The organism is Pseudoalteromonas maricaloris (genome assembly GCF_024746855.1).
GTDB lineage: Bacteria > Pseudomonadota > Gammaproteobacteria > Enterobacterales > Alteromonadaceae > Pseudoalteromonas > Pseudoalteromonas maricaloris.
In genome coordinates this window covers 2,337,930-2,363,034 of sequence record NZ_CP024625.1, presented here as the reverse complement: position 1 = coordinate 2,363,034, position 25,105 = coordinate 2,337,930, and the positions used below count along the sequence as shown (strand labels likewise).

Genomic DNA, 25,105 nt, shown 5'->3' with positions numbered 1-25,105 from the left:
ATGCGCTACAAGTGTGTGATTTTCGACTGGGATGGCACCGTCATGGACTCTGTGCCAAAAATCGTAAATACCATTCATTTGGCTGCTGAATCTTGTGGAATTGCACCCGTCAGTAACGAAGCGGCGAAAAGTATTATTGGCCTGTCTCTCGATAAAGCGATACTGACACTTTTTCCAAATCATGAAGACAAATTAGCGTCTTTAATTGCGGCTTATAAATATATCTATAAGCATCAAGACAAAACCCCAGCGCCTCTATTTGAAGGCGCTGAAACGCTTTTAAAGCAATTACATGGCAGTGGTATCAAAGTTGCGGTTGCAACAGGAAAAAGCCGAATAGGACTTGACCGCCTGATGGCAGAAAGTGGGTTGGGTGATATTTTCGTTACGACACGGACAGCATGTGAGGCGGAGTCTAAACCGCATCCCGATATGTTGCTTCAGATTTTGGCTGAACTAAATGTGGAAGCTACAGAGGCTGTCATGATAGGCGATACGATAATTGATATGAATTTAGCGAAAAATGCAGGCATTGACGCGATCGGCGTCACTATGGGTGTTGCAACAAGAGAGCAGTTATCGCAAACGTCGGCTGCCCATATTTGCGATAACTATCATGACTTGTCTAACCTATTGTTGGCCTGATTGCTCTGCGAGCACATCAATACCAAACGCGAGCAGTGTTTTAGTGAGTTGAATAAGGGGAAGGCCAATCAGGGTATTGGGGTCTTCTCCTTCAAGTTTATCAAACAGACAGATCCCTAATCCTTCGCTTTTAAAGCTTCCAGCACAGTTGTAAGGTGTTTCTGCATCACAATAGTTACTGATCTGTGCTTGAGTAAGTTGGCGAAAGTAAACGTGAAACGGTACCACTTCAGTGACCGTTTTGCCGCTTTCAATGTCGAAAACGGTTAAACCAGTCAAAAAAGTCACGCGATTATTGCTAAATAGGCTTAGTTGCTTAATCGCGTTTTCTTTATTATGTGGCTTTCCTAGGATCTCACCGTTGAATAGCGCAACTTGGTCTGAACCAATCACCACACCTTGTTGATATTTTGCTATTGCTGCTTTGGCTTTTGATTCGCTCAATCGTGCAACAAGTTGCTGTGCTGATTCACCTTCGAGTGCTTGCTCGTCTACATCCGGTGAAAAAGATGCAAAAGGAAGCATTAATTTTTTCAAAATTGACTGCCTAAATGGCGAACTTGAGGCTAGAATAAGGGGCGTTTTCATGAGATTTTTATCTTTGTGACAACATTGCCAACAGGATAATGCGCAATAACGCGAAAAACAAAGGGAAAGTGTATTTTTACTTTGACTAACACAGTAACTATCTATATGATGCAGCCCCTATGCAAAAGGTGAAAATTCCCATCACTATTGATCCATGCAGAGCAGCGCAACGTCGAGCATCTTATGACGGTGTTGTAATGCTTGAAGAACTTTCTCGATTGCAGCAAGTTGTGCGTGATCAAAATAGTGAAATAGCGGTAGACATTCATTTCAACATCGACGAACAAGGTTTGGTTGTTGTGCAAGGCAAAGTCCGAGCCCATCTAACCGTTGTATGTCAGCGTTGTAATGATGAATTAGGGTTGGATTTGGAACAAGACTTTGCGTATTCGCCAGTCGGATTAGGTGCAGAGTCGGATGATCTTCCCGAGCGTTATGATGTGTTGGAACTGGATGAAGAGGGTGAGGTTAATCTAAGACAGATCGTCGAAGATGAACTGTTACTCGCAATTCCGATAGTCCCGACGCATGATGAAGCACTATGCTCTTATTCTGATAAGCCAAAGAGCTTTGGTGAAATTGAAGCAGAAGATAGCAAACCAAATCCATTTGAAATTTTGAAACAACTTAAGAAAGATTCTTAGGAGAAGGCTAATGGCGGTACAAAAAAGCAAGAAGTCACGCGCACGTCGTGGTATGCGTCGTTCACACGATGCGATCAGTGGACCAGCTCTAACTGTAGATCAGGTTTCTGGCGAGACTCATCGTCGTCACCACGTGACTGCTGACGGTTACTACAAAGGCGTTAAAGTAATTTCTAAGTAAGAGATTACTTTATGCTGACCGATCTAACCATTGCGTTAGATATGATGGGGGGCGATTACGGCCCCCGTTCATCTATCCCCGCAGCTATCGCTGCTGTGCTTAAGCACCCAAATCTAAATTTAATTCTCTGTGGTAATCAGCAAGTTATTGAAAGTGCTTTGACTAAAGCAAGTATGCTGGATCATCCAAGACTCAAAATTAAACACTGTAAAGAAGTCGTCACTAACGGTTGTGAACCAGCCTCTGCACTTAGAAATAAAAAGCAGTCTTCAATGCGTATTGCGCTTGATTTGGTGAAATCTGGCGAAGCGCAGGCTTGTGTTAGTTCAGGAAATACAGGTGCGCTCTTTTTTATGGCCCACTATGTGTTAAAAATGTTGCCTGGCATCAAGCGTCCCGCGTTAATTTCAGCCGTTCCAACAGAGAAAAAGCAACCCGTTTATTTGCTTGATCTTGGTGCGAATGTGCATTGTGACCCTGAAACCCTCTATCAGTTTGGTATTATGGGCTCAATCGTGGCTGGAGAGGCATTAAATATTCCTTCACCTAAAGTGTGTTTGCTAAACATTGGCTCTGAAGAAATCAAAGGCCATGATGGTATTAAGCAAGCTGCAAAATTAATGAAATCCTCATCTGTTATTAATTATCAAGGCTATTGTGAGGGGAGCGATATGTTCACTGGCAAAGCTGATGTAATTGTATGTGAGGGATTTGTCGGCAACGTCGCCTTGAAAACCTGTGAAGGGATTGCCAAACTCATCATGCATAAGTTTAGCAAAGCGTTAAAAAAGCACTTTTTTTATAAAGCGTTGGCCTTTTTACTTCGACCCGTTATAAAAAAATTGTATAGAAGGGTGAACCCCGACCAGTATAACGGCGCAAGTCTGGTAGGATTGCGCGGTATTGTTGTGAAAAGTCACGGAAATGCCACAACGAAGGCATTTTTAGCCGCGATTGAAGAAGCTGCGCAAGAAGTACAACGCAAGATCCCTGAAAAGATCCAAGCGGTGTTTGCTCAGGTCGACACAGAAAAACAACCGTCAGGTCCGCATCCCTAACACTGCTAAGTGACATGAGGACGTGGCGACAACAGAGAAAATAAGAGCACAATATGTCACAAAAAATCGCATTATTTTTCCCAGGACAGGGCTCACAAAGCGTGGGCATGTTATCTGAATTATTAGCATCTTCTGATATCGTTAAAGCGACTTTCGCTGAAGCCTCAGAAGCACTAGGCTACGATTTAGCCGAACTTGTGCTAAACGGTCCTGAAGAAGAATTAAACCAAACGCACCGTACTCAACCGGCATTATTAACCGCAAGCGTTGCTATCTTTAGAGCGTGGCAAGAGAAAGGTGTTGAAGCTGAACTGACACTAGCAGGCCATAGTCTAGGTGAATACTCTGCATTGGTATGTGCAGAAGTATTAACCCTTGCAGATGCCGTTAAGTTAGTTGAAAAACGTGGTTTATACATGCAAGAAGCAGTTCCTGCTGGCACCGGGTCAATGGCGGCAATTATTGGTTTAGATGATGACGTGATTGCCAAGGTGTGTGCCGAATCTGCACAGGGTGACGTTGTTTCGCCGGTAAACTACAACTCACCGGGTCAAGTGGTGATTGCTGGTCACGTTGAAGCCGTAAAGCGAGCTTCTGAAGCGTGTAAAGAAGCAGGAGCTAAACGCGCATTACCACTTGCAGTTAGCGTTCCATCTCATTGCGCATTAATGAAACCTGCGGCTGATAAATTAGCCAAAGATCTTGAAGCACTCGCTTTTTCAGAGCCAAAGTTTGATGTGATCAACAATGTTGACGTTGTTGTTGCAAAAGATGCTGCAGCAATAAAAGATGCGCTTATTCGTCAGCTCTATAGTCCAGTAAGATGGACTGAAACTGTACAAGCGGTTGCGAAAGAAGGTGTTACAACAACTTTTGAGTTCGGCCCTGGTAAAGTGATTTCGGGTCTTGTCAAACGCATCGACCGCTCAGTGTCGTGTGTGTCGGTAAATGATTTAGCTGCCATTGCAGCTGCAGAATAATAACGAGAGCATTATGAGTAATTTATTTTCTTTAGAAGGTAAAGTTGTACTAGTAACGGGTGCTAGCCGTGGTATTGGTAAAGCAATCGCAAACGCCTTAGTGGCGCAAGGTGCAAAAGTTGCGGGTACCGCAACGAGTGAGTCTGGTGCAGAGCGTATCTCTGAGTATCTAGGCGAAAATGGTAAAGGCTATGCGCTAAACGTGACAAATGCCGACTCAATCGCAGCAACTTTGGATGCAATCAAAGCAGACTTAGGTGATATCGATGTGTTGGTAAACAATGCTGGTATCACTCGTGATAACTTGCTGATGCGCATGAAAGATCAAGAGTGGGATGACATCATCGATACAAACTTGTCATCTATTTTCCGCTTATCAAAAGCGGTACTTCGCCCAATGATGAAGAAGAAAAATGGCCGTATCATTAACATTGGTTCAGTAGTGGGCACTATGGGTAATGCGGGTCAAGCTAACTATGCAGCTGCAAAAGCGGGTGTAATTGGTTTTACAAAATCATTGGCGCGTGAGGTTGCATCTCGTGGTATTACGGTAAATACTGTAGCACCTGGCTTCATTCAGACAGATATGACGGATGAGCTAACTGATGAGCAAAAAGCAGCGACTTTGGCAAATGTACCAGCAGGTCGTTTAGGTCAGCCAGAAGAAATCGCAGCGGCTGTGGTTTATTTAGCATCAGATGCAGCAGCGTATGTTTCTGGTGAAACTTTGCACGTAAATGGTGCGATGTACATGGTTTAACCCGCTAAGATCACAAATCAATTGAAATTTTTGTGATCTTGTCGACAACGTACTTGAAATCGTCGCGAAAATAGGCGATAAAAAGATCCAAAGCTTTGTAACAGGTTTGACCAGAAAAAAAAGTACGGGTCAATCCTTGAATCCCAGAATGATGCGTCGTAAACTGCGCCGCAATCTGAAAATTAACGCAGTAGCGTTTAAATAAAGGAAAGAAGAATGAGCGACATCCAAGAACGCGTAAAGAAAATTATTGTTGAACAACTAGGTGTTAAAGAAGAAGAAGTTAAATCAGAAGCGTCTTTCGTTGATGATTTAGGTGCTGACTCTCTAGACACTGTTGAGCTTGTAATGGCGCTAGAAGAAGAGTTCGATACAGAGATCCCTGATGAAGAAGCTGAGAAAATCACTACTGTTCAGGCAGCTATCGACTACGTTACTGCTCACGCTGAGTAACTAGCTTTTCTATTAGGGCAGCACTCGCTGCCCTAACTCTTTCTAGACCCCCCAATTATTATAATAATCCCTTTTTGGAGGACACCGTGGCTAAACGTCGAGTCGTAGTAACTGGCTTAGGTATGTTGACGCCGCTGGGTAATGATGTTGCATCTACCTGGCAGGGCTTATTAGAAGGCCGTAGTGGCATTCGCAATATCACGCATTTTGACACAGAAGGTTTCGGGACTAAGTTTGCTGGTTTAGTTAACGATTTTGATGTCACTGAGTACATTTCCCCTAAAGATGCTAAAAAAATGGATGTCTTCATCCAGTATGGTATCGCTGCAGGTGTACAGGCTTTAAAAGACTCAGGTCTTGAAGTTAACGAAGAGAATGCCGCTAGAGTTGGTGTAGCCATCGGCTCTGGTATCGGTGGCTTGACGCTAATTGAAGAAAACCACGTTAAGCTATTAAATAGCGGTCCACGCAAGCTTTCTCCGTTTTACGTTCCTTCTACCATTATCAATATGATCTCTGGTCACTTGTCCATCATGCATGGCTTGAGAGGTCCAAATATTTCGATTGTTACTGCATGTACAACTGGCCTTCATAATATTGGCCATGCAGCACGTATGATTGCGTACGGCGATGCGGATGCGATGGTAGCAGGCGGTGCTGAAAAAGCGTCAACCCCAATTGGTATGGGTGGTTTTAGCGCGGCTCGTGCGCTTTCTACGCGTAACGATGATCCGCAAGCGGCTTCTCGCCCTTGGGATAAAGACCGTGATGGTTTTGTGCTAGCTGATGGAGCTGGTGTGATCGTACTGGAAGAGTATGAGCATGCGAAAGCTCGTGGTGCGAAAATCTACGCTGAACTGGTTGGCTTTGGTATGAGTGGTGATGCATATCACATGACATCACCACCAGAAAATGGTGCAGGTGCTGCACAAGCTATGGTTAATGCATTGAATGATGCAGGGATCAATGCAGAGCAGGTTGGCTATATCAACGCACACGGTACTTCTACTCCAGCGGGTGACGTTGCAGAGACGCATGCTGTTAAGTCGGTATTTGGTTCTGCGGCAAAAAATGTGATGGTGAGCTCGTCTAAATCAATGATGGGTCACTTACTTGGTGCTGCGGGCTCAGTTGAATCAATTATTTCGATTCTTGCGCTGCAAGACCAAAAAGTAACGCCGACCATTAACTTGGATAACCCAGATGAAGGCTGTGATTTAGATTATGTGCCTCATACTGCCCGTGATGCGAAACTAGAGTACACTTTGTGTAACTCGTTTGGTTTCGGTGGAACAAACGGTTCGTTGCTATTTAAAAAGGTGTAGATCAGCCTTAGTAATCTTATAGCAAAGTAGGTTATGATAAAAAAGCTCGGCATTGCCGAGTTTTTTTATGTTTTTGATACCCTTAAAAAGGAAAGTGATGTGGATAATCAACAGCTTTTTTCTAACACTGACAGAGGATTGGCCTATGGCGATGGCTTTTTTACCACTGCATTAGTCCGTGATGGAAATGTTGATTTGTGGCCACTTCACAGAAACCGACTGGTGGAATGTCAGCAGCGCTTGGGCTTTCCTGAGTTACGACTAGACGAAATCGAGTTTTTGGTTCAAGAGCAAGTTAAAGATAAAGCGGAAGCGGTGCTAAAGATCCTTATCACTCGAGGGGAAGGAGGCCGTGGTTATCAAGCTCCTGAGACGCCACAGCTGAGTGTGAGTATTCAGGTATTACCTTTTCCTTCATACTATACAACTTGGCAGCAGAATGGGATTGAGGTCGCTTTAAGCCGAGTTAAACTGGGTATTCAGCCGTTACTCGCTGGATTAAAGACACTGAATCGATTAGAACAAGTACTTATTAAACAAGATGCACTGACATTGGTTTGCGACGATGTCATTGTGACGGACATCAATGATAGGGTGATTGAAGCATCAGCGGCAAATATCATCATGATTAAAGACAACACGCTGTATACACCAGATCTTAGTGGCTCAGGCATTAAAGGGGTGTTTTTAAGTGCACTTGAAAGTAAACACGATATTAGAGTCAAAAATATTGCTTTTGACGAGTTAAAAGCAGCTGATGGTGTATTTATTTGTAATAGTTTAATGCAGTTAGTACCTGTAGTAAGAATTGAGAATAAACATTTCGATATCGCCGACTTACATGAATTGAAAAGGCGATTTTTAGGGAAGTAATATAAATGAAAAAACTGTTTATCATAGTCGCATTTTTGATAGCAGCAGCGTCATGGTGGTTATCTCAGCAAATAAATAAGGTTAAATTTGAGCCACTTAATATCTCTGAGCCATTAGTTGAGATAAAGGCTGGGCAAACATTTAATCAGCTATGTCATCTATGGCAGCGTAGCGGGGCATTATCTAACTGCTTTCCTTATCAACTTTATAGTAAGTTAGAGCCTAAGTTATTCGCGTTACAAGCGGGCTTTTACGATCTTAAAGGGCTAACCGTGCTAGATGCCATCAGCAAAATTAGTCGCGGGGATCAACACAACTTTAGCTTTACAATCATTGAAGGGATGCCCATTTGGGAAGTCAAAAACAAGCTCCTCAGCGCCCCCTACTTAAGGCAAGACATTGATAAGCTCACATCACAACTGAATATATCGCAAAGTTCAGCTGAAGGGTGGTTGTACCCCGATACCTACCACTATCATGGAAATGACTCAGCGCTACGCTTACTTAAACGTGCTCATACCAAAATGCAGAGTGTGCTTGAAAAGGAATGGCAAAATAGAATGCCAGATCTTCCTTTAAACACGCCTTATGAAGCCTTGATCTTGGCTTCGATTATTGAGAAAGAAACGGGCGTAGTTGCAGAAAGAGATAAGGTAGCCTCGGTTTTTATCAATCGCTTACGTAAAGGTATGCGTTTACAGACAGATCCAACCATTATTTATGGTATTGGTGAGCACTTTGATGGTGACATTAAACGTGAAGATATCCGTGAAAAGACGCCATATAACACTTATCGAATTGATGGCTTGCCACCGACACCGATTGCAATGCCGTCTCGTGCTGCTATCCATGCGGCACTTAACCCAGCAACAACCGAATACTTTTACTTTGTTGCGTCAGGAGATGGTGGGCATCACTTTTCGAAAACACTGACTGAGCATAATAAAGCAGTGAAGAAATTTATTTTGAAACAATGACATCGAAAGAGAGGGCTAGCCCTCTCGTTACTCTCTATTACAACATAAAATATTCTTTAATACCCGCCAATACACTAGATACCGCAACGGAAGCTAAAATAAGTCCCATTACTCGGCTGACGATACTTGCGCCACTATCACCAATCCATTGGTGAATTTTTGTCGCAACTAGTAAAAATATTAACACGATAGCCAATACGCTGAGCATAATCATTGAGGTTTGGAGTTGTTCAAATACATTGTTTTCGCTGTTTTTAGTCAGCAAAACGGCTGCCAGCATTGCCCCTGGGCTTGCGATAGAAGGCATTGCTAAAGGGAAAATAGCGGTATCGGATGCTTTACTGTCTAACTTAATTTCTTCACTTGGCTTACCCTCGCCAAAAATCATTGTCATGGCAAAGATGAATAGTACGATGCCTCCGGCAATCGCGAATGCAGGTAGGGGAATACCAATTGCGTTTAAAATGATTTCGCCTGCAATAATAAAAAACAGCAATACAATGGCTGCAACCAGTGTGGCTTTAACCGCTATTTTTCGTTTTGTCGCAATATCAAAGCCTGTGGTGGTTGCGATAAATACCGGTATAGTGCCAATGGGGTCGATGACCGCAAAGAAAAAAATGAACGTTGAGATATAGTGTTCCATAGTTCCCTATTATGAAATAAAGGTTGTTCACAAATTGCTTCTGGTTGGCCGGTTGTTATTGACCAACGACAGATAATATCACTGATATCATGACTTTATTCTGAATATTCACTTAATTTTATATATTTTTTTCATTCACAGTATGCACCCAAGCCACTGCGTCGTTGTAGTTCTCGAAGTTCTTAATCGTTAAGCCGTGCTTGTCAGCAAATGCTTCAATTAATCCACTTTTGGTGTCTGAGGGGGAGATTACTCGGGCAAGAGTAATCCCATCGACAAATTGATTGAGTTTTTGTAAAACGGTTAGCACGCTTGGATAGTCGTAGGTGATATGTAATTGAGAGACGTCGATAACTAAACTTTTTAGCTGATTCGATTTAAGTGCAAGCCCTAAATTTTTGTACATCTCAATAATATTGGCTTCCACGCATTCCCCGTATGCGGCTGCGTGGATAAGTTTCTCTTTACTATCAACCGTTGCTCTATAAGAGAATTTCGCCATGCTCTATTGCACCTTTTATGCATATAGATAAAAGGATAGTTCAATTAGCTGGCGATACCAATTTCAAAAAGCGCACCAAAGCAAAGCTTAGTTATATCGCTATGCTAGCTCTTCAGCTACCTCAGCAATTTTTTGTCTCAACCAAATGTGGCTCGCATCGCGGTGTAATAGCGGGCTCCAAATCATATCTAACTCAAACGGCGGAATAGGGAATGGCGGTTCCAGAACCGCTAAGGTCGGATCATCACGATAGATATTCGCGGCTTTTGACGGCAATGTTGCGATTAAGTTCTGCTCTTTTGCTAAATGAATTGCAACGTGATAATTACGTGTAAAAGTTGCGATGTTTCTGTGTTTTCCAAAGTGTGCAAGTGCCTCGTCAACCCAGCCAAGCTTCTGTACATCAGCGGGATCCATTCCGACCCCAACACCAAATCCGGTTTTACTTACCCAAATATGGCGAGATTTTAAATAGGCATCAAGCGTAAAGTTGGTAATAACCGGGTTATCGGATTTCACCAGACAGCAAAAACTATCCTTCCAAATTCGTTTGTGATGAAACGATTGCGGTAGATTTTCGAAGCGGTTAATTGCCATGTCTACCTTGCCATTTTCTACATCATGAAAAGTAACATCACTCGGCGTGAGAATATCAAGGGTCGTATCTGGGGCTTCTTCATGAAGTTTAGTTAGAAGTTTCGGCGCAAGTGTACTAGCAGCATAGTCGCTGGCCATAATCCTAAATACTCGATTACTACTCGCTGCTTCAAACTCCCTGTTAGGGGCTAAGGTTTCTTCCAAGGTCATGAGTATGCCACGGATCACAGGCTGCAGCTCAAGCGCGCGCTCTGTTGGCACCATGCCTTCGCTGGTACGTACCAAAATAGGGTCGTTAAAGAGGTTTCTGAGACGCTTAAGACCGTTACTCATTGCCGGTTGGGTAATACTTAATTGATTTGCGGCACGTGTTACATTGCACTCTCGAAGTAAGGTATCGAGGTAAACCAGCAGGTTAAGGTCAATTTTACTAATGTTCACTCAGTTTTCCTTTGTATTATTCTTCTTTTTTGGCATCTTGGAGAAAGCGATTGTCATGTGGATAAGGGTAAATATGTCTTACGACTTTCTCACGAATATCGCGTTGTGCTTGCTGCCAAAACAACACCTCAGCCAAATCAGCATGATGGCGCAGAAACATTTCCTTTAGTGTAGGATTTGTCAGAACAAATGTACACAACTGTTCAGGAAAGACGTCTTGCGGTGCACTGGAAATATCGCCAGAGTCGTACATATTATCAAGCCCTTGTTTTGGCAGCGCTCTGAAGTTCATTTCTGTGAGATATTGCACCTCATCATAGTCATAGAAGATAACTCTATGATGTTTACTTACGCCAAAGTTTTTTAACAGCATGTCTCCTGGAAAAATGTTTACAGCGAGCATTTCTTTGAGCGCATAGCCATAATCTCTAATGACTTGCTCGCACGTTTCTTCATCGGCTTGCTGTACAAAGAGGTTGAGCGGTGTCATGCGGCGCTCAATATACAAGTGCTTTATCACTATATTGTCCCCCTCAATACGTATACTTTGAGAGATAGAATCCAGCAATAGCTGATAAAGGGCTGGTGAAATACGTGCAAGTGGGATCACTACATCGGAATATTCAATTGTATCTGCCATTCTACCCACACGATCGTGGCGCTTTACGAGTTGGTAGCGCTCTAAAACGGTTGTCTTTGTAAATGGCTTACTTTCTGGAAATTGGTCACGGATCACTTTAAAAACATAGGGAAAGCTTGGCAGAGTGAATACCATCATCACCATACCCGGTGTACCTGGTGCGACTTCAAATTGTTCTTCGGAATTAGCTAAGTGGTGTAAAAACTCACGATAAAATTCGGTTTTCCCCTGTTTATGAAAGCCGATGGCATTATAAAGCTCAGCCTTTGTTTTATTTGGCATAAGTTGATTTAAAAACTTAACTAGCGCAGATGGAGCATGAGTCTCTACTAAAAAGTAAGCACGCGCAAAGCCAAAAATCACTCGCATTTGTGAGCTATTGGTAAGCAGCGCATCGATCAGTAAGCCCCCAGTTTGTGCATGTAACACTGAAATGATAAACGGCTGTACACCAGATTTAGATACCACTCGGCCGACAATATAGGCACCTTTATTACGATAAAATGGTGCGCTGAGGATATCGAAGCGCATTAAGTGCGCCTGATGATGCGTGTTAGGTGCTTGTTTAAGAAACGCCTTAACGAGTAGTCGAATATCTCTATCTAAATCTTCAAATTCACAATGGAAGTCAATGTGTTCAATGATTCTTTTTATGGTGGGCTTAAGGCCACTGACGACTGGAAAATAACTTCGATACTCAGCTTCTACAGGGAGTGATGTGGCGTTAGCAAGCTGGGTTTCAACAAAAATGAAATCGCTATTGTAATATCGGCGGTGAAAGAGGCGACAAAAAACTGAATTATAGAAAGTTTCAGCAAGCTCTGGTTGAGGGTGAAAGGTAAGACGCTCAAGGTAAGCCTGTTTTACTTGATACCATAGCGATTCATCCAGTTGCGTCGAGCTATAGAGTTGTATTAACTTCTGTGCAGTTTCATCAACTTTGCTATCATATTGGCTGATCCTCGCTTTACTTATTCGTTCTATCTCTCCCCAATTTTGAGCAGCAAAAGCGATGGGGGCCAGTTTGGTAATTTTTACAAATGCGTGATAGTGGTTTTGGAAACCTGATAAAATTCGCTCTGCTAACTGCTGTGCTTGCATCTACATCCCTCATAAATTATCCACGCGGAGTGCTTTCACTTTACAAGGTAATGTGCGAAAAGTCATCTGGTAATACCAGTTAAGGTATTAGCATAACTATAGCGAATGCTCATTAACTAAGGGCGATTCTTAAAAAGCAATCAATGTAATTGAGCGGCTATATCACTCATATTCTTTGAGTTGCTTTTCTAATTTTGAAATCTCTTTCTCTAGGCTTTTAATCGCTTTAGCATGTGCCTTATTAATGGCCTTTATTTCCTTTTTAACTTGCCTGACGACCTTTTTGCGCCTGTCTTCATTCATCAGTTTAGTTAATTTATCCTGTTGCTCTCTAACCGCTGTATCTCTTTTGCGATTGAGCACGGCTTTTTCATGGTGTTTGGCTCTGAGCGCACGCTTTGTCCTTTTCGCAATTTGGTTACGTTCCAAATTGTTTAACGTTTTATAGTGCTGCTCTGAGGGAGCCGAGGCTTTAGGGTCGGATGTTGTTATCGTATGCTGGGTCGCATTGGCTGAGCAGGGAAATTGGCTAAAAACGATGCCTCTGTCGGTCGTGCATTTAAAGTATTTTACCGTTGTTGTGGCGAAACAATGAGTAGAGACAAAAATCAGTACGAGTAGTTTTAGATATAATTGCATCTGGCATCCTTGCTGTAACAGTTAATATCTACTTAACGATAGATGACATCCCACTTTGTTCAAGGTTATTGCGCTTCAGGGGCCGTGAATTTTTTTAATGTTTTAATACTTTGTATTAAAAATGGAATATCTAAATTACCGTTTAACACAAAGCCTTCCTTTGCTGACATCTGCTTGAAGCTACCATCTTGATTGACTAAGGTGATTTTGTCTTTTTTGAAGGCAACTAAGACACCTTGCGTAAAGTTAACGCCTTCTGCATGAGAGCGAGTTTTAATGTTCGATGCCAGCATACTTTGTTGAGCAAGGGGGTCGCAGCCTAGATAAGAGCTTAACAGGGTGTAGGTGATGTCATTGGGCTGCACAAGACCAGAAGCCTGAGCAAACAGCTCAATGTTCGTTACCGCAGAACTGGTTAATACCGTCGCTTGCTGTGCACTAATATCAATTGCCACGAACGGCTTTGAACTATCAATGTCAATTTCGTCACTTACTTCAATGATTGTTAATTTACTTGCTTGATGAGAGGGTACAAAAGAGAACTCGCCGTTAGCATTAACACTCATTAAGTCATTATTAATTGACCATACCGGAACTTGCTGCTGTAGCAGGACAGACTCTTTATAATAACTCGGTAGACCGTATACCAGGCTGAATAGTGCATCGCTGCTATTTCCTGCGCGTAAAACAGAATCCATTCGGAACACGTTATTTTTACCGTTGCTCTGAAGTGCTGTTGCTGTTTTTTGGAACAGCGCCTCATCTGTGTAAGCATAAACGTTGATAGGTTGCTCTGTGGTATCTTGCTTTTCTTTGCATACGGCCGAAATTACAGGGGCTTTGTATTTTGAATGCGTATCACCAATGCTTAGTGAGTGTGCTTCCTCATACTGCTCGATATCAAGTAAATCGTGTCTGGCGAGTAAGCTCTTTGCGGTTGTAGGATAAGATAGAGGTAATACATTATCTTGCTTAGTGATATCGAAAAAGGCATTAGCATCGGCCCAAATATGCAGGCTATGACTGAGCGCAAAGCAGGTAACAATGGTCCCCGTTGCATAGCGAGGGAATTTATAGGATTTAAGCTCGGCCAAATGACGCCAAGCATAATTGCCTGCGAGTAGTTCAAAAGTAAGCACCAGTCCAAGCATTGCAATGGTAATGATGAGATTAACTAGGGATGATCCGACTAAGGTTTCCCACAATAAAACAAAAATATCGGAAAGCGAAGCTGGGTTTATATGGTAGCCAAGTTGTAGGTAAACAAAGGCATCCACTGTTAGTACAACAATACCAACCGAGGCAATAATTGCAGCCATCCCGCGAATATGTCGCGGGTAAGGGAATATTAAACTAAGCGGAAAGATAGTTAATACAAACGCACAAAAAGTGATAAAGCTGGTATGGCTTATCCACGTGATCAGCATATAAAACCAACCGACAAAGGTACTTGGCGCTTTGTCGGCGAACAAATAAACTGAGCTAATCAATAAAACCAAGCCAATGTTAGCAAAGGTAAACCAGTGTCCCCAGCTGAGTAATTGACTTGCTTTTGATGAAAAAGGGCTGTGCGGTGTAAGATTCATTCCGTTACTTTACTGATTGTGTAAGTGCTTTGGCAAAATTTTCGGCAACAGATTGTCTCTTACTCTCTGGAACATGTTCTTTTAGAATGTGCGTGATAGAATTACCCAAACACATTAAGCTGAGATCAACTGGTGCGTTTTGCGAGCTTAATACATTAACTAATTGGTCAACAATTTCTTCTACTTGTTTATTGGAATACTTTGATTGGATAGGCATCAGTTGGTTCAATTTATAAAAGCAATAATTTTTACATTTTAACATTAGAGGCGTGAAAAACAAAGATGAGCGTTGAGGTAAAAAAACTAGTTGTTCACTATGTAGACAAACAAGACGAAGATACCGAAATACATCTACGTGACGATGAAATGCAAATCAATGACAAAGTTAATGTTTTCATTGAACAATTGCATCATGCCTACAATGGCAAACCGGGTAAAGGGTTCTGTGCTTTTAGCGGCGAAAAAAGCAGTGTGGTCGCGTCTGCGATGCAGAGTTATAGAAATAATGAGCTTAACTTTTGGAATTTAACCCAAGAAGCAACCAATGTGCTTAAAGAAGAGCTTAATAAATATGCATTTCATGAAACTGGGTATTTAGTGTTTTGTCATTATCAGTATGTTGCCAGCAATTTTATTATGATTGCACTGATTAATATTAAAGAACATTACACTATTACCTCAGACTTAGACTTATCCGCAGCAAAACACTTAGATATTTCACGTATGCAATTGGCTGCTAGAATCGATTTAGATGCTTGGGATACAGCCGCAGAAGAAAACCGTTATATTTCCTTCATTAAGGGGCGTGCTGGTCGAAAAGTTGCTGATTTCTTTTTAGATTTTCTTGGTTGTGAAGAGGGGATCGATCCAAAGCAGCAATCGCAAACTATGTTACACGCGGTTGAGGATTATTTGTCTACACAGCAATTTGAAAAGTCTGAAAAAGACGACATCCGCAAGGAGATTTTTGATTACTGTAACGACTGTGTTTCAAGCGGCGAGGATGCGGATGTTAATACACTGTCCGAGACGCTTTCTAAGTCTTCAGACGTAAAGTTTGAAGACTTTTATAAAGAGCAGGGCTATGAGCTGGAAGAAAGCTTTCCTGTCGATAAAAAGACAGTAACGAGTATGGTGAAATTTTCTGGGCTTGGCGGTGGAGTAAGCGTTGGCTTTGAACGTAAGCATTTGGGTGAGCGGGTTATTTATGATGCTGCGACTGATACGCTTACGATTAAAGGTGTACCGCCTAACTTGAAGGACCAAATTGAACGTTATTATAACGACGAATCTTAATTGTTAAAAAGCAGCGTAAGCTGCTTTTTTGTTCCTATTTCATCCCTTTTTATGCAAATATTTTTATCAATTTGCTGCTTTTGCTAGCATTTTTTTAAATTTAACTATACTTGCAATGTAGTACTTGTAGAACAAGCAATTGGGATGAATCACAATGAAGATGAAACTAGCTTTAGGTTGTACCCTTTGCCTTGCCTGTTTTTCAGGGCATGCAGAGGTTAACTTTTCCGGATTTGCAAGTATCAATGCTGGTAAGGTGCTGAGCGGAAGTGGTGTTCCACAATTCGGAATAAACGATCCAATATTTCTCGCCGATTATCCTATCGTCAGTGTTTACGACGAGGATATCTCATTTGAACCTGAAACATTGATGGGCCTTCAATTTAGTGCTGATCTAACCGAAGGTTTAAGTGTTACTGGTCAGATTGTTGCGCGCGGCGCAGACGATTTTGATGCAAAGTTTGAGTGGGCTTATTTGTCCTATGAGATTAATGAGAATTGGACTTTCCAAGCAGGTAAAAAGCGCTTACCGCTATTTTATTATTCCGACTTTTATGATGTGGGTTACGCCTATATTTGGATGCGTGCACCCGCTGACAACTACACCTGGCAAATCTTTAATTATAATGGCATCAATATGCTCTACAGCGGCAGTATAGGCGACTGGTCATTAAGCGGGAATATTTACGCTGGTAAAGAAGACGATGATGACAATAAGCTGTTGAGCGAGTTTTTCTTTCAAGAGCCAACTAGAGAAATCTGGAAAGACATCCTAGGCGGCGTAATTCAAACCAGTAATGATTGGCTTGAAGTGCGTTTAACCCACATGCGTTACACCAACCAGCGGTATCGCTCTGGAGAGCCTGTCTTATGGGAGGGGAGTGATGAGCGCGATGGTAAGTTTTATGGTTTAGCAGTAAATGCAGACTGGGGAAATTTCTTTATTTTATCTGAGCTAAATCGGTTGGACTTAGACGGCAATTTAGACACTAAGATGCTGACACTGGGCTATCGCTTTGACAATATCACGCCATTCGTATCTTACGCAGATTTTGAAGGCGAGGGCGACGATGCCGAAAGCCATGAAACCACTTCGTTTGGAGTACGTTGGGATTTCCATTCCTCCGCCGCTTTCAAGATCCAGTACGATGAGGTAGAGGATAACTCCGTTGGTTTAGCAGTCGCAGGTGATAGTAAAGCCATTACAATTGGCATCGACATGGTATTTTAAGGAGAGAAGCATGAAAAAATTATTTTTACTTACTCTACTTTGCAGCGCTTTTAGTTGCCTAGCCGTGGATGTCATTGTCAACCCTGCCAATACTTCTACACTTGATGAAAACGAAATTAAGCAAATTTTTATTGGTAAATCAAAGTCATTCTCCGATGGCTCTAAAGCACTTCCGATAACACAGGCTGATGGCTCGACGGTAACCGATGAGTTTAATGAAAAGGTACTTAATAAGTCATCAAGTCAACTTAAAGCTTATTGGTCAAAATTAGTATTTACTGGAAAAGGGACGCCACCAAAAGAAGCCGCCGATGATGCTGAGGTACTTAAACTCGTTGCGAGTAACCCTAACCTAATTGGGTTTGTGTCTTCGGGAGCTGCAGATAGCAGCGTTAAAGTGGTGAAGTCATTCTAGGAAGAGATAAGTAAGGCCCTATTAAAGGGCCTTACTTTAGATTTTACTATCAATGATTAACATCGTCAGCTTTTTGCTTAGCATTTTTGCTGACTTTTCTTCAGCATTAGACTTAGCCATATTCTCAAAACTAGACGCTGCTTTTATTTGTGCAGAAACATGCGCCTTTTCTTTATCGTTTTCCATGAGTGTTAAACTCGAGTTGGCAAAAACATAATAAGTGCTGTTTTTCTTTACGTCTTCGAAATCTACGCGAAAGTCAATTTGAAAGTCTGCACTTTGTTTTTCACCCACAACAGTAAGACCTTGCTTAGTCAAGCTTTCGGCTAACTGGTTGCGGATAGACTCCTGTCCCCAAAACTTTGATGAAATACTAAAAGTTAATGACTGAATAAAATCATTCAGCATTTTGTTTTTGTTGCTCACTGAGGTTGGTATGGCAATGCTGCCGCCACCTAATTGCCTGTGATATTCGTTTGCTTTGCGTCTTTTGGCGATTAGTCGCTTAATTGCCATCGCTTCTTTTAGTTTTTCTGAATTGGTTAGTGCCGAAATAGTCGCGTTACTGATCTCTTCGTCAAGTTGCCTAATATCAAGCTCAGCGTGCATCCTCGACTCAATCTTGTTAAATGAGGCAAGGGCATAGGCCGTTTTTTGCGCTGTGGAGTAAAACTCCTGCTCAATATTGATCCCCTGTAATTGTATGCTTGGAACTCGAGAATATAAAATCTCATCCACTCGATACGAAAAATCGCCATTAGCCTGACTTTGAGCAACTTGTGTCGTTCCTTCAATTTCCACATTTAACTGTTTGGCAATCGCTAATCTAGCTGCTTCTTGGGCGGCAAGTTTGGCTTCCGTCCTATCTACAATATGACTCGCTGAACCAACGCCATACACTAGATAATCGGAACTCGGTTGCTGCGTAGCCCAAGTGGGTAAGCTTTCTTCCTTTGCAACCGCCTGCTTGGTAGACTGACAGGCAGATAAACTAAGTAGAATACACAGAGGTAACGCTAGACGTTTAGAAACCATACCCGCTGCGCTCTTGAAGTTTTTGAATTTTCTTCTGTCCATTCCACACCTCTCGGTTAGTCGTCATGTCTATTAATCGAAGATCTACTTGGTAAAAAGTGACTCGACTACCACCTTGTTCATCAACAAATGAGTTAATCGTGCCGGATAGTGCATAATCAGCACCTTGCTCTTGGCCGATCTCATTACGAGTTTCGAGGCTTGAATTAAGCTCTTGGTCTCGCCTTTCCTCACGAATTTCATCTCGTACATAGCGGTTTGCGACGAAGTCAGCTTGCCCGCTTCGCAATATGGCGCGCTTGAGGTCATTCAAAAAGGTGTCAACTGCAATATGCTGATGCGACTTATTACGAACAGATTGGATAATGATAGCGGGTCGAGTACCTTCTTTGGCACGGTGTTCGCGTACCCAAGGGAAGCCGAGCATATCGCTTATCATTGCTTCAGCAACTAACTGAGAGTCTTTGGCATTCCATTTATCTGAAAGCGCTATTTCTTCATTGGTGTCCACGCGACTCACTTTGGTTGTTGAAGAACAACCCGTCATCGCTGCGCTAGACGCGATGAGCATTGGGACAACTAATTTAACTGCAAATTTAGGCTTCATGTATTCAGTCCATGTTAGTTAAAGATGATAAATAATTTTGTTTTTCTGGTTCAGCTACACCGGTGAAGGTGCGAATGTGGCTAAGCAACGGTGCTGTTTGATTCAGCGGTATATCCTGTTTAATCACTCTGCCAGTCCTTAATTGGGTTTGCAATTGCAGGTGAGTGGTATTTTTGGGTAATTTCACTCGAGCCACTCTAATTTCACCTGGTAAAGATTGCCATTGTCTAGTATCTGCCGCTGCTGTAATGGCGTTGGTGACAGATGATGTTAGCTGAGCAAGCCCTGCCAACAGCGAGTTCTGCTGGATGCCAACTTGCTTTATAGCTTTACTTGCTGTGACTGCTTTTAACACTTCTCGAGAAATAGCGGTGTAAATTTCCATATTGGCATTACCTAGCGCGTCATACAGTGTGAGTAAGTTTACCGAATAAAAGGGGTGTAATTCTGTAAGTTTTTGTCCGTTAGCGAAAAGCGCAACATGTTGGATATCGTTTTTATGAGGTTGTAAGTAAGTAACTGAGATTCTACTGCCATACTTGAGTGCATCAATCACCCCTTCGTCTACGGCTTTTTGCCATAATTTATCACCGAGAGGTAAGCGTTTTGTGACAGTGCCTAAGACAACATCACTAAAGTCACCTGTTGCATAGTTTTGAATGAGATCAAACAAACTGGTATCAGCAAACATTAAATTAAACCATGCGAACTGGGCTTGGCGTTCTTCTTTTGTCCCCCAATAAATCGGCGTAATCACTATCGCTTGTGCCTCTTCATCAGGTCTAAGATAAAGGTTAAACTCTTTGCGCTGCGGTGATACACCTAAGCTTTGAACTAATGTGAAGTAGTTTTCTTCCTTGTCTGCAACCATTCTGTTGAGATCTTGCTGTGCTTGTTGGCCTGCATATTGACCTAGTTTGTATTGTTTACTAAAGCCATTTTTGTATGCGCTCACCGCTCGCTCATATTGGATCCGAGCACTATCTAGCTCGCCTTGTTGTTCATATAAGACGCCACTTAAATACTGTGCAAATGCATCGTCTTTATACTCAAGTTCACCACTGATAAATGGTTGATTAAAAATAGCTTTAAAAATTTGTTCAATATCACTTCCAGCTTTTTGTTGACTTACATAGCCTCCGGTTTGTTGCTGTAATTGAGAGAGATATAAGTCCAGTTGGCGCATTTCTGTCAGTGCAGAGTCATACAAAGCAACACGGTTTACCTTCGAGGCGTTTGCCAACGACACATAATTAAGCGCCATTAATGTATGGATCATGGGTTTATGAAAAGCGCGACCAGTATATTTTTTGTAACTTGCGCCAGTAAAAGTAGAAAAAAGCTGGTCGCTGATGCTGACAGTGTAGGCGGCTTCAATGATTTCCTTTGCGTGAGAAAGGTGTTGATTACTTAATTCATAATGGTGTTGTAAATGCGCTAACATACCTGATTCAAGATAATACAATAGCTCGTCACGAGATGAGTTTTTATAGGCATAGTCAATACGCTGTTGGGCTGAGATAAAATCTCCTTGCTCCGCGTATTCTATGGCCTGCTTGTTAGCTTTAGGGGTCAAGTTACAGCCGCTCAGCATCAAGCAACCTGTAAAGATCAAGAGTTTTATCATGAAGTTATATAAATCAATTTGGAATCGCATTCCTTGCATACTTGTTCTTATAATGGCAGTGTTGTTGTGTTCAATCATATAACAATAAATTAAATAGTAAAAAATTGAATTGAAAGTGCTAAATTGTTAAAAATCGTTTTTACAATTTATTACTGTTAATCAATGATTTTTTTGATAAATTTTATTCCGTAATCAGGGCAATTAAGGAACCCAACATGAAAGCAAAACAACTACTTATATCAGTGGCCGTTATAGGGATACTATCGGCTTGTAGTTCAAGTAAAGACGATGCGGCTTCAAGTCCAAGAGTTAATATTCCAGAGTGGGTTCTCAATCCAACAATCGAAGATGGTATAGCGGCAGCAGATTGTGTGAAATACTCGGGCAATATTTCAATCGATCAAAAAATGGCGGTTGCAAATGCACGTCTTGCTCTTGCTCAACAGATTGAAACACGCATCGAAGGCCTTGATAAGACATTCGCGAACCGTACAGATGCAAACGAGGACACAACGGTAGGCGCAACCTTTAGCTCTGTATCCAAACAACTTACTAAACAAACATTAAATGGCTCTCGTATCGTTAAGGCCGATGTTATCGATATTTCTGGTAAAGACTATTTCTGCGCATTGACGACGTTATCACCTGATCAGACTAAAGAACTTTTCAAAGATTTGATCAAAGAAAGTAAGCGCAGTGTAAACCCTCAGGATGAAAAGTTTTTATATCAAGAGTTTAAAGCTTACAAAGCGGAAAAAGATCTTGAGAAGGAAATTGCAAGACTAACTAATTAAAGCGTGAGTTTCACGCTTTAATTTTTTGAAAGGAACGCTCTATGCGCAAATCGGTATACTCATTTTTAGTCATGGCGTTAAGTGCCATTCCAAGTGCGGTGGCGAGTCAAGCCCAGCTTTTTGAAGAGCTGTCAGAGAAAATGTCACGTTGGCAAACCTCCGAGCCTAGTGATGAAGAGCTGAGCGAGTTTGAGCAATATAAACGCCAACAATTAAGTGAGTTTGCTGATTATGTCGAAGAGCATTTTGAAGAGTACGATGCCTTTCGTGATAACGTGATCCAACAGTGGGGAGATATAACTGTTTCTGATCAAGCTGCATTTGTTACCTACAGTGATGATTTATCATCCAGAATGGTTGTCGACTTTGAAGCCAATGAGCTGGTCGTAAGCATTAGGCATGCGGCAGATGAAAAGGTATCTCAGGCTCAACTTCAAGCCCTATATAAAGAGTTTATCGCGAAAGACCGTGCAGTAATTGATGTATTTAATGCTGATACGCTCGCGGTAAACCAAAGTGAAACAACAAAACGTGAAGTGGATAACGCTGCTCGTGCAAAAGCGTTGATCGCAGCGAAAAAGCAAATAGACAGCCAATTCGAACAACAGCAACGTTATATAGAACGCCAGACGGATGAGGCCATCATTGACGGCGAAGATACAAAATTAGCAGAGGCTCAACAACAAGCGCAACAGAAAAAGCTTGAACTGTTAAAGCAAAAACGTCTTAAAAAGCTATTAGAAACTGCAAGTAATACCGGTAAAAGTGAAGCAACAGTCGTATCTGAAATCGTGCTTAAGCTACCCAAACAGACTGAACTTTCCAAGCATCGAGCAGAACGTTATGTTAGCCAAGTGAATGCACAAGCGAAGCGCTTTGACATTGAGCCAAGTTTAATTTTTGCGGTTATGCATACCGAAAGCCACTTTAACCCAATGGCAAAGTCACACATTCCTGCGTTTGGTTTGATGCAGATAGTACCCACGAGTGCGGGTGTTGATGTGAATCGTATGTTGTACAATCGCGATGAACCGATGTCGGCGCCTTATTTATATGTGACGGACAATAATATTGAAGCGGGGACCGCTTACCTGAATATTCTCGATAAACGCTACCTGAGTAAAATACATAACCCACTTAGTCGTAAGTATTGCATCATTGCGGCTTACAATACGGGAGCTGGCAATGTTGCCCGTGTGTTTAATGCTGATGACTCAAGATCCATCACAAAAGCGGCAAAGATCATTAATTCACTCTCGCCAGAAAACGTACTAGCGGCGCTAGACAATAGTTTACCGTATGATGAAACCAAACATTATCTGGACAAAGTCTTAACGCGAGAAAAGCTCTATATAGCGCCAGAAGAAGGTATTGCACAAAAGTTATAAGTTAAGTGCGCTCAAGGCACCTTCAATGTGATCGTGGCGGAATCGATAACCTGCATCGAGAAGCTTTTTTGGCACGACGCGTTGCCCGTACAATAGCAATTCTGACATTTCACCATATGCCAATTTGAGGACAAATGGTGGTACTGTAAATAGGCAAGGGCGTGAGATCGCGCGTGCTAAGGCTTGAGAAAGTTGCTTATTAGAGACTGGATTAGGGGCTGTTGCATTAATAACACCGCAGATCTCGTCATGTTTAAGGATATAAAGTATCGCCTGAATCATATCGTCGATATGGATCCAAGACATCATTTGTCTTCCTGAACCAATCGGACCGCCAACACCAAATCGAAAAGGCGGTAACATTTTATCTAAAGCTCCCCCCGATTTTGAAAGCACAATGCCTGTTCTTAATATGCAGACTCTAGTATGGCTGGATTCGGCTCTAAAAGCGGCATCTTCCCAATCTTTGCAAAGCCTATGAGAGAATTCATCATGGTAATCCTTGAAATCTTCAGTAATGGTCAAGTTATCCGGTTGGCGTCCATAAAAACCTATTGCACTACCTGAAATAAACACCTTGGGCGGTGACGTCGCAGTGTTTATCGCTGCAACGATTTGCTCAGTGATTTTTATCCGGCTATTGTAGATCTCTTGTTTTTTCTCTTTGCTCCACCGGCCATTGGCGATTGGTTCACCCGCAAGATTAATGACCGCATCAAGCTCATTAAAGTCGACATCATCGGTATCGGTGACGCAGCTAACCCCACTTGGTAATAGGTTTGCAGCTTTTGAAGGCGAACGGCTCAATACAATCAGATTATGTTTGTGTACTAAAAATTGGCATAACTTTTTACCAATTAATCCAGTTGCGCCTGTTATGAATATATTCATGCTCAATACTCTTTATTGTAATCAAATAAACCTACGTTTTAGCAAGGAGTTAGATCACTCATTTTCATTATAGGTGGTTTGTTTTAGAATGGTAAAAAAGCAAAAGGAGTGAACTGTGTCTTCACTGACTGGAATTAACAAAACGCTGGTGGTTTTGGCCTCGCTATTTTTAGTGTTAGGTGGTATTAAGCTTGCGTCTGAGATTGTTGTGCCGTTTATATTAGCCGCATTCATTGCGATTATCTGTAATCCCATGCTCAAGTTTTTGGCTCGCTTTAAAATACCAAAAGGCCTGGCCATTCTGGTGATTATCGCACTTGTGATTTTAATCGGTGCAAGTATTGGTGGGCTTGTTGGGCAATCAGTCAATGATTTCTCCAAGCAGCTGCCAACTTATAAAGAAGACTTACAAGAAAAGTTCGTTTGGTTGGTTAGTACAGCCGCGAACTACAATATATTATTGGATAAACAACAACTTATTAGTATGCTAGACCCAAATAAGCTAATCGATGTGGCCACCAACATGCTGACTGGCTTTGGTGGTGTGATGGCAAATAGCTTTTTAATTTTGCTTATCGTCGTCTTCATGCTTTTTGAGGCACCTTCTTTGGGCCACAAAGTGCATCTTGCCCTAGACGATCCTGAGATGAAAATGCAGCAAATTGATAGATTTTTAGATTCTATCAATAGCTATTTGGCGATTAAAACGCTGGTGTCATTGGCGACAGGTGTCGTAGCGGCCGTTTTTTTATGGGCGTTAGGTGTTGATTACTTCGTGCTTTGGGGCGTAGTTGCATTTTTGCTTAACTATATTCCAAACATAGGTTCAATCATTGCGGCTGTGCCGCCTGTTTTACTGGCCTTAGTGACACAAGGACCATTGGTGAGTGGCATTGTTGCTGTGGGTTACATTTGTATTAATACCTTAATGGGCAACATTATTGAGCCGAGGTTTATGGGTCGAGGGTTAGGTTTATCGACCTTAGTCGTGTTTCTCTCGTTAATCTTTTGGGGGTGGTTACTCGGAACTGTGGGAATGCTGCTTTCTGTGCCACTTACCATGGTTGTGAAAATAGCCCTTGAAACCAGCGAAGAGGGTAAATGGCTTGCAATCCTTCTCGGTTCAGAACAACCCGATAATCGACCATCTTAACAACACTGAGATTAGGCAAATAAAAAGGAGCT

General features: G+C 42.0%; 28 protein-coding genes. 16 read left to right on the top strand and 12 right to left on the bottom strand.

Features of this window, described 5'->3' with window-relative positions:
• Positions 1 to 645, top strand: a complete 645-nt coding sequence (locus CTT31_RS10250; protein ID WP_211857752.1) for an HAD family hydrolase — start codon at positions 1 to 3, stop codon at positions 643 to 645.
• On the opposite strand, the gene CTT31_RS10245 is transcribed toward CTT31_RS10250, so the two are convergent.
• Positions 631 to 1,233, bottom strand: a complete 603-nt coding sequence (locus tag CTT31_RS10245) for a Maf family protein (protein WP_260491210.1) — start codon at positions 1,231 to 1,233, stop codon at positions 631 to 633. The two genes, CTT31_RS10250 and CTT31_RS10245, sit on opposite strands and share 15 nt — an antisense overlap.
• Positions 1,234 to 1,352: 119 nt before the next feature.
• Here CTT31_RS10245 and yceD point away from each other — a divergent pair, with 119 nt between their 5' ends.
• The 9 genes from yceD to mltG all read left to right on the top strand — a co-directional run bounded on the left by yceD (position 1,353) and on the right by mltG (position 8,484).
• Positions 1,353 to 1,877, top strand: a complete 525-nt coding sequence (gene yceD / locus CTT31_RS10240; RefSeq protein ID WP_010374009.1) for a 23S rRNA accumulation protein YceD — start codon at positions 1,353 to 1,355, stop codon at positions 1,875 to 1,877.
• Between the two features lie 10 nt (positions 1,878 to 1,887).
• A complete protein-coding gene (rpmF, locus tag CTT31_RS10235) occupies positions 1,888 to 2,058 on the top strand; it encodes a 50S ribosomal protein L32 (RefSeq protein ID WP_010374010.1) in 171 nt (56 codons plus the stop codon).
• Between the two features lie 11 nt (positions 2,059 to 2,069).
• Positions 2,070 to 3,116, top strand: a complete 1,047-nt coding sequence (gene plsX / locus CTT31_RS10230) for a phosphate acyltransferase PlsX (protein WP_211857750.1) — start codon at positions 2,070 to 2,072, stop codon at positions 3,114 to 3,116.
• A 53-nt stretch (positions 3,117 to 3,169) separates the two neighbouring features.
• Entirely contained in the window at positions 3,170 to 4,096 is a 927-nt protein-coding gene (fabD, locus tag CTT31_RS10225; protein ID WP_260491209.1) for an ACP S-malonyltransferase, read from the top strand.
• Between the two features lie 13 nt (positions 4,097 to 4,109).
• Complete coding sequence (fabG, locus tag CTT31_RS10220) at positions 4,110 to 4,856, top strand: 3-oxoacyl-ACP reductase FabG (RefSeq protein ID WP_130164254.1); 747 nt, start codon at positions 4,110 to 4,112, stop codon at positions 4,854 to 4,856.
• Between the two features lie 216 nt (positions 4,857 to 5,072).
• Entirely contained in the window at positions 5,073 to 5,309 is a 237-nt protein-coding gene (acpP, locus tag CTT31_RS10215) for an acyl carrier protein (RefSeq protein ID WP_010374019.1), read from the top strand.
• An 86-nt stretch (positions 5,310 to 5,395) separates the two neighbouring features.
• The gene (gene fabF, locus CTT31_RS10210) at positions 5,396 to 6,634 is read left to right on the top strand and encodes a beta-ketoacyl-ACP synthase II (RefSeq protein WP_211857747.1); all 1,239 of its coding nucleotides are present in this window, start codon (positions 5,396 to 5,398) and stop codon (positions 6,632 to 6,634) included.
• A gap of 33 nt (positions 6,635 to 6,667) precedes the next feature.
• Complete coding sequence (gene pabC / locus CTT31_RS10205; protein ID WP_193521469.1) at positions 6,668 to 7,507, top strand: aminodeoxychorismate lyase; 840 nt, start codon at positions 6,668 to 6,670, stop codon at positions 7,505 to 7,507.
• A gap of 5 nt (positions 7,508 to 7,512) precedes the next feature.
• Positions 7,513 to 8,484: an endolytic transglycosylase MltG gene (gene mltG / locus CTT31_RS10200; protein WP_211857745.1), complete on the top strand. Its 972-nt coding sequence runs from the start codon at positions 7,513 to 7,515 to the stop codon at positions 8,482 to 8,484.
• Positions 8,485 to 8,521: 37 nt separating this feature from the next.
• Here mltG and CTT31_RS10195 read toward each other — a convergent pair whose 3' ends face one another.
• From CTT31_RS10195 to CTT31_RS10165, 7 genes are all read right to left on the bottom strand, one after another.
• A complete protein-coding gene (locus CTT31_RS10195) occupies positions 8,522 to 9,130 on the bottom strand; it encodes a MarC family protein (RefSeq protein WP_039497532.1) in 609 nt (202 codons plus the stop codon).
• A 118-nt stretch (positions 9,131 to 9,248) separates the two neighbouring features.
• Complete coding sequence (locus tag CTT31_RS10190) at positions 9,249 to 9,632, bottom strand: hypothetical protein (protein ID WP_211857744.1); 384 nt, start codon at positions 9,630 to 9,632, stop codon at positions 9,249 to 9,251.
• A 99-nt stretch (positions 9,633 to 9,731) separates the two neighbouring features.
• Positions 9,732 to 10,670, bottom strand: coding sequence for a LysR family transcriptional regulator (locus CTT31_RS10185; protein WP_010374031.1), 939 nt, complete (start codon positions 10,668 to 10,670; stop codon positions 9,732 to 9,734).
• A 16-nt stretch (positions 10,671 to 10,686) separates the two neighbouring features.
• Entirely contained in the window at positions 10,687 to 12,411 is a 1,725-nt protein-coding gene (gene aceK / locus CTT31_RS10180) for a bifunctional isocitrate dehydrogenase kinase/phosphatase (protein WP_260491208.1), read from the bottom strand.
• 162 nt (positions 12,412 to 12,573) lie between these two features.
• A complete protein-coding gene (locus CTT31_RS10175) occupies positions 12,574 to 13,050 on the bottom strand; it encodes a hypothetical protein (protein ID WP_010374033.1) in 477 nt (158 codons plus the stop codon).
• 65 nt (positions 13,051 to 13,115) lie between these two features.
• A complete protein-coding gene (locus tag CTT31_RS10170) occupies positions 13,116 to 14,636 on the bottom strand; it encodes a DUF3413 domain-containing protein (RefSeq protein WP_260491207.1) in 1,521 nt (506 codons plus the stop codon).
• 4 nt (positions 14,637 to 14,640) lie between these two features.
• Positions 14,641 to 14,853 carry a YejL family protein gene (locus CTT31_RS10165; protein ID WP_010374035.1) on the bottom strand — a complete coding sequence of 71 codons (213 nt, stop codon included), beginning with the start codon at positions 14,851 to 14,853 and terminating at the stop codon, positions 14,641 to 14,643.
• Between the two features lie 65 nt (positions 14,854 to 14,918).
• On the opposite strand from CTT31_RS10165, the gene yejK reads away from it, so the two are divergent.
• The 3 genes from yejK to CTT31_RS10150 all read left to right on the top strand — a co-directional run bounded on the left by yejK (position 14,919) and on the right by CTT31_RS10150 (position 17,578).
• Positions 14,919 to 15,932, top strand: a complete 1,014-nt coding sequence (gene yejK, locus CTT31_RS10160) for a nucleoid-associated protein YejK (RefSeq protein WP_039497545.1) — start codon at positions 14,919 to 14,921, stop codon at positions 15,930 to 15,932.
• Between the two features lie 154 nt (positions 15,933 to 16,086).
• Positions 16,087 to 17,163, top strand: a complete 1,077-nt coding sequence (locus CTT31_RS10155; RefSeq protein WP_010604987.1) for a porin — start codon at positions 16,087 to 16,089, stop codon at positions 17,161 to 17,163.
• A 10-nt stretch (positions 17,164 to 17,173) separates the two neighbouring features.
• On the top strand, positions 17,174 to 17,578 hold the full coding sequence (locus tag CTT31_RS10150) for a type 2 periplasmic-binding domain-containing protein (RefSeq protein WP_010374038.1): 405 nt from the start codon (positions 17,174 to 17,176) through the stop codon (positions 17,576 to 17,578).
• 36 nt (positions 17,579 to 17,614) lie between these two features.
• Here the strand turns inward: CTT31_RS10150 and CTT31_RS10145 are convergent, their stop codons facing one another.
• The 3 genes from CTT31_RS10145 to CTT31_RS10135 are packed head-to-tail and all read right to left on the bottom strand — an operon-like array spanning position 17,615 to position 20,886.
• Positions 17,615 to 18,655, bottom strand: coding sequence for a hypothetical protein (locus CTT31_RS10145; protein ID WP_233525158.1), 1,041 nt, complete (start codon positions 18,653 to 18,655; stop codon positions 17,615 to 17,617).
• Positions 18,603 to 19,220: a penicillin-binding protein activator LpoB gene (locus CTT31_RS10140; RefSeq protein ID WP_017219134.1), complete on the bottom strand. Its 618-nt coding sequence runs from the start codon at positions 19,218 to 19,220 to the stop codon at positions 18,603 to 18,605. Before CTT31_RS10140 ends, CTT31_RS10145 begins: the two co-directional genes overlap by 53 nt.
• Positions 19,221 to 19,224: 4 nt before the next feature.
• Positions 19,225 to 20,886 carry a COG3014 family protein gene (locus CTT31_RS10135; protein WP_260491206.1) on the bottom strand — a complete coding sequence of 554 codons (1,662 nt, stop codon included), beginning with the start codon at positions 20,884 to 20,886 and terminating at the stop codon, positions 19,225 to 19,227.
• A 176-nt stretch (positions 20,887 to 21,062) separates the two neighbouring features.
• Here CTT31_RS10135 and CTT31_RS10130 point away from each other — a divergent pair, with 176 nt between their 5' ends.
• Together CTT31_RS10130 and CTT31_RS10125 are read left to right on the top strand one after the other, a co-directional pair.
• Entirely contained in the window at positions 21,063 to 21,641 is a 579-nt protein-coding gene (locus CTT31_RS10130) for an LPP20 family lipoprotein (RefSeq protein WP_039497557.1), read from the top strand.
• 41 nt (positions 21,642 to 21,682) lie between these two features.
• Complete coding sequence (locus CTT31_RS10125) at positions 21,683 to 23,029, top strand: transglycosylase SLT domain-containing protein (RefSeq protein ID WP_260491205.1); 1,347 nt, start codon at positions 21,683 to 21,685, stop codon at positions 23,027 to 23,029.
• On the opposite strand, the gene CTT31_RS10120 is transcribed toward CTT31_RS10125, so the two are convergent.
• Complete coding sequence (locus CTT31_RS10120; RefSeq protein ID WP_260491204.1) at positions 23,024 to 23,920, bottom strand: TIGR01777 family oxidoreductase; 897 nt, start codon at positions 23,918 to 23,920, stop codon at positions 23,024 to 23,026. The genes CTT31_RS10125 and CTT31_RS10120 overlap by 6 nt on opposite strands.
• A 115-nt stretch (positions 23,921 to 24,035) precedes the next feature.
• On the opposite strand from CTT31_RS10120, the gene CTT31_RS10115 reads away from it, so the two are divergent.
• Positions 24,036 to 25,073 carry an AI-2E family transporter gene (locus tag CTT31_RS10115; RefSeq protein ID WP_039497563.1) on the top strand — a complete coding sequence of 346 codons (1,038 nt, stop codon included), beginning with the start codon at positions 24,036 to 24,038 and terminating at the stop codon, positions 25,071 to 25,073.
• Positions 25,074 to 25,105 lie beyond the last annotated feature (32 nt).